This is a genomic window from Streptomyces sp. E11-3 (genome assembly GCF_046540415.1).
In the GTDB taxonomy this organism is placed as follows: domain Bacteria; phylum Actinomycetota; class Actinomycetes; order Streptomycetales; family Streptomycetaceae; genus Streptomyces.
Window position 1 is genome coordinate 1 of the sequence record NZ_JAZGRL010000016.1, and the last position, 3,782, is coordinate 3,782.

Genomic DNA, 3,782 nt, shown 5'->3' on the forward strand with positions numbered 1-3,782 from the left:
CCGGGGAGTTGCCGGGGGTGGGTGGGTCGCTGGGGCGGCGGTGTTGCTCTGTGCTGCGGCAGGGGCCGCGTCGGCTGGTCTGCATGCGGCCGATCTGCATCGTGGGCCCGTTCCCGAGCTGGCCGGGCAGCATGCGCGGGCTACCGTCGAGCTGCGGGTCAGTGCCGTGCCCCGGCAGACACGGCCGCGTGTCTCGGGGGCTCGGGCGGTCCCGCCAAGTGTCCTGCTGCGGGCCGACGTTGTCCGCGTCAGTGGCGACGGTACCGCGGCCACCGACACCCGCACGCCGGTGCTGGTGATGGTGCGGACCCGTGACACCCAGCCCTGGCTCGGGCTGCTGCCGTCGACCCGGATCAGGGCGCGGGCCACGCTCGCGCCCCCGTTCTCGGGCAACGACCTGGTCGCCGCCGTGCTGCGGCTGGATGGTGACGAGCCGCCGCACATCGTCGAGCGGCCCACCGCGTTCCAGCGCGCCGCCGGACAGCTGCGCGCGGGTCTCCGCGCGGCGACCGACGACCTCCCGCCGGACGCCCGCGCGCTGCTGCCAGGGCTGGTCGTCGGGGACACCTCTCGGGTGCCGCCCGACCTGCGCGAAGCGTTCCTCGCCACGGACATGACACATTTATTGGCTGTTAGTGGGGCAAATTTCACAATCCTGTTGGCGCTGCTGGTCGGGCCGCCCGGCACGGCGATGCGCGCCGAGCGCGGCGGGCTCGCGCCGCGCCTCGGTATCCCGCTGCGGCTGACCGCCCTGCTCGGCGGTGCGCTCACCCTCGGCTTTGTCGTCGTCTGCGGACTCGACCCGAGTGTGCTGCGCGCGGCGGCCTGCGGGCTGATCGCGCTGCTCGCCATCGTCACCGGGCGGCGCAGGTCCCTGCTCCCCGCGCTGGCCGCCGCCGTACTGCTGCTGGTGCTCTACGAACCCTGGCTGGCCCGCAGTTACGGCTTTGTGCTCTCGGTCCTGGCCACCGGCGCGCTGCTGGTCATCGCCCCGCGGTGGAGCGCCGCGCTGCGTCGGCGCCGGGTGCCGCCCCGCATCGCCGAGGCGCTGGCCGCGGCGGCCGCCGCGCAGGCCGTCTGCGCACCCGTCGTCGCCGTGTTCGCCGCGCATGTCAGCCTGGTCGCGGTGCCCTGCAACCTGCTCGCCGAGTTCGCGGTGGCACCCGCCACGGTGCTCGGGTTCGCCGCCCTGGCCGCGGCTCCCGTGTCGCTGCCCGCCGCCAAGGCGGTGGCCTGGTGCGCGAGTTGGCCCGCCGGGTGGATCGCCGACATCGCCAGGACCGGCGCCGCGCTGCCCGGTGCCGACGCCGACTGGCCGGGCGGCTGGCGCGGCGGGCTGCTTCTCGCCGCGGTCACAGGTGTCGCCGTACTGCTCGCGCGGCGCATGCTCAGGCACCCTGTCCTCGCTGGTGCCTGCGTGCTGCTCCTGCTGCTCGCCGTCGTCCGGCCCGTGCCCCTGGACCGTGCGCTCACCGGCTGGCCGCCGCCCGACTGGCGCCTGGTGGCCTGCGATGTGGGACAGGGGGACGCGTTGGTGCTTGCCGCGGGTGACGGCACCGCGGTGGTGGTGGACGCCGGGCCCGACCCGGTGCTCGCGGATCGCTGCCTGCGCTCTTTGGGCGTCAGCCGCGTCTCGCTCGTCGTGCTCACGCACTTTCACGCGGATCACGTGGCGGGGCTGCCGGGCGTCCTGAAGGGGCGCAGCGTCGGTGCGATTCAGGGGACGGCCGTCCAGGAACCAGCGGGGCAGGCCGCGTTCGTGCGTGAGCTGGCTGCGGCCCGTGGTATCCCGCTGACCAGTGCCAAGGCGGGCGAGCGCCGTCGGGTTGGCGCTCTGCGGTGGCAGGTGCTCTGGCCTCCGGCGCCTCCGGAGCCGCTTCCTGATGACGCCAACGACGCGAGCGTCACCCTGCTGGTGCGTGCCGAGGGGCTGACCCTGCTGCTGCCGGGCGACCTCGAACCTCCTGCGCAGCAGGCTCTGCTGCGGGCCGTGCCTGGGCTTGGGCCGATCGACGTACTGAAGGTCGCGCATCATGGTTCGGCCTATCAGGACGCTGAGTTGCTGCGCCGGGTGCGGCCTCGGCTGGCCCTGATCTCTTGCGGTGCGGGCAACTCCTATGGGCACCCTGCGCCCAGCACGTTGGCCGCCCTGCGGGCCCAGGGGACGGCTGTGCTGCGTACCGACACGGATGGGGCTATCGCGGTGACGGGTGTGGGATCGGAGCTGCGGGCGATATCTCTGCGGTGAGGGGTGTCGATGTCTTGGTTGGGTGCCGGTGTGTCGGTCGGGTGCCGGTGTGTTGGTCGGGTGGCGGTGTGGTCGGGGAAAATGGGTGGGTGAGTGATGTGAGACATGTGCTGGTGCTGCCCGACCGCGACGGAGCCGAGGAGGCGGCGCAGGCCGTCGGCGACCGCTTCGGGGTCGCCGAGGAGCCCCAGCTTGTACGGGATGCGCTGGCCGGTGAGGACGACGCCGAGGACGCGCAGTGGCTGGTGGTGATCGAGGATCCGCGGGGGCGACTCGATCCGGTGGCGTTGGACGAGTTCGCGGCGGAGTGGGACGGCTGGCGGGAGGAGCCGTAGGGCGTGCGGCGGGAGGCGGCGTTGTGGGCGTGCCGCGGTGGGGCTCGGTGTCGTGGGCGTGTCGGGTTGTCGGTGGGTCGTGGGATGCTTGGCGCGATGGCCAGGAACCCCGGAAACGACAACCCGCTCGCCCCCGTCACGCTCGCTGTGGGTCAGGAGGACCTGCTGCTCGACCGTGCCCTGCAGCAGGTGGTGGCGGCTGCCCGCGCGGCTGACGCCGACACGGACGTACGCGATCTCACCGCGGACCAGTTGCAGCCCGGGACGCTCGCCGAGTTGACCAGCCCCTCGCTCTTCGCCGAGCGCAAGGTCGTCGCGGTGCGGAACGCTCAGGACCTGTCCGCTGACACGGTCAAGGATGTGAAGGCCTATCTCGGCGCGCCCGCCGAGGAGATCACCCTGGTGCTGCTGCACGCCGGTGGGGCCAAGGGCAAGGGGCTGCTGGACGCCGCACGCAAGGCGGGCGCGCGTGAGGTCGCCTGTCCGAAGATGACCAAGCCTGCTGATCGGCTGGCCTTTGTGCGGGGGGAGTTCCGGGCGCTGGGGCGTTCTGCGACGCCCGAGGCCTGCCAGACCCTGGTTGAGGCGATCGGTAGCGATCTGCGGGAGCTGGCCTCCGCGGTCAGTCAGCTCACCGCGGACGTTGAGGGCACGATCGACGAGGCTGTGGTCGGCCGGTACTACACGGGTCGTGCGGAGGCCTCCAGCTTCACCGTTGCCGACCGGGCCGTGGAGGGGCGGGCGGCGGAGGCACTGGAGGCTCTGCGGTGGTCGTTGTCTACCGGGGTCGCGCCTGTGCTGATCACCAGTGCGCTTGCGCAGGGGGTCCGGGCCATCGGGAAGCTTTCGTCCGCGCGGGGTGGGCGGCCTGCGGATCTGGCGCGGGAGCTGGGGATGCCGCCGTGGAAGATCGACCGGGTGCGGCAGCAGATGCGGGGGTGGACGCCGGATGGTGTCGCGGTCGCGCTCCGGGCGGTTGCTGAGGCCGATGCGGGGGTCAAGGGCGGGGGCGATGATCCGGAGTACGCCCTGGAGAAGGCGGTCGTGACCATTGCGCGGGCTGCGCGCAGCCGTCGGGGGTAGGTCGCTCCGCGCGGGGTGTGTGCTCGTCCGCTGCGTCGGGGTGCCGATTGCGTTCTGTTTCGTTGTGGGGCGGGGCCGCGTCGGGGTGCGTGCTCCGCGCCGTGGTGCTGCGCCCG

General features: G+C 73.1%; 3 protein-coding genes. All 3 read left to right on the forward strand.

Annotated features, from left to right (window positions below; genetic code table 11):
* Positions 1-40: 40 nt before the first annotated feature.
* Positions 41-2,248 (forward strand): ComEC/Rec2 family competence protein, encoded by a 2,208-nt coding sequence (locus U9R90_RS34165; RefSeq protein WP_411061206.1) that lies wholly within the window; start codon positions 41-43, stop codon positions 2,246-2,248.
* 89 nt (positions 2,249-2,337) lie between these two features.
* The gene (locus U9R90_RS34170; protein ID WP_411061202.1) at positions 2,338-2,583 is read left to right on the forward strand and encodes a hypothetical protein; all 246 of its coding nucleotides are present in this window, start codon (positions 2,338-2,340) and stop codon (positions 2,581-2,583) included.
* 96 nt (positions 2,584-2,679) lie between these two features.
* Positions 2,680-3,666, forward strand: coding sequence for a DNA polymerase III subunit delta (holA, locus tag U9R90_RS34175; protein WP_411061204.1), 987 nt, complete (start codon positions 2,680-2,682; stop codon positions 3,664-3,666).
* Positions 3,667-3,782 lie beyond the last annotated feature (116 nt).

What these genes read in the sequence shown, in the direction of transcription:
- holA (WP_411061204.1), top strand. Translation starts at nt 2,680, where the DNA reads ATGGCCAGGAACCCCGGAAACGACAACCCGCTCGCCCCCGTCACGCTC.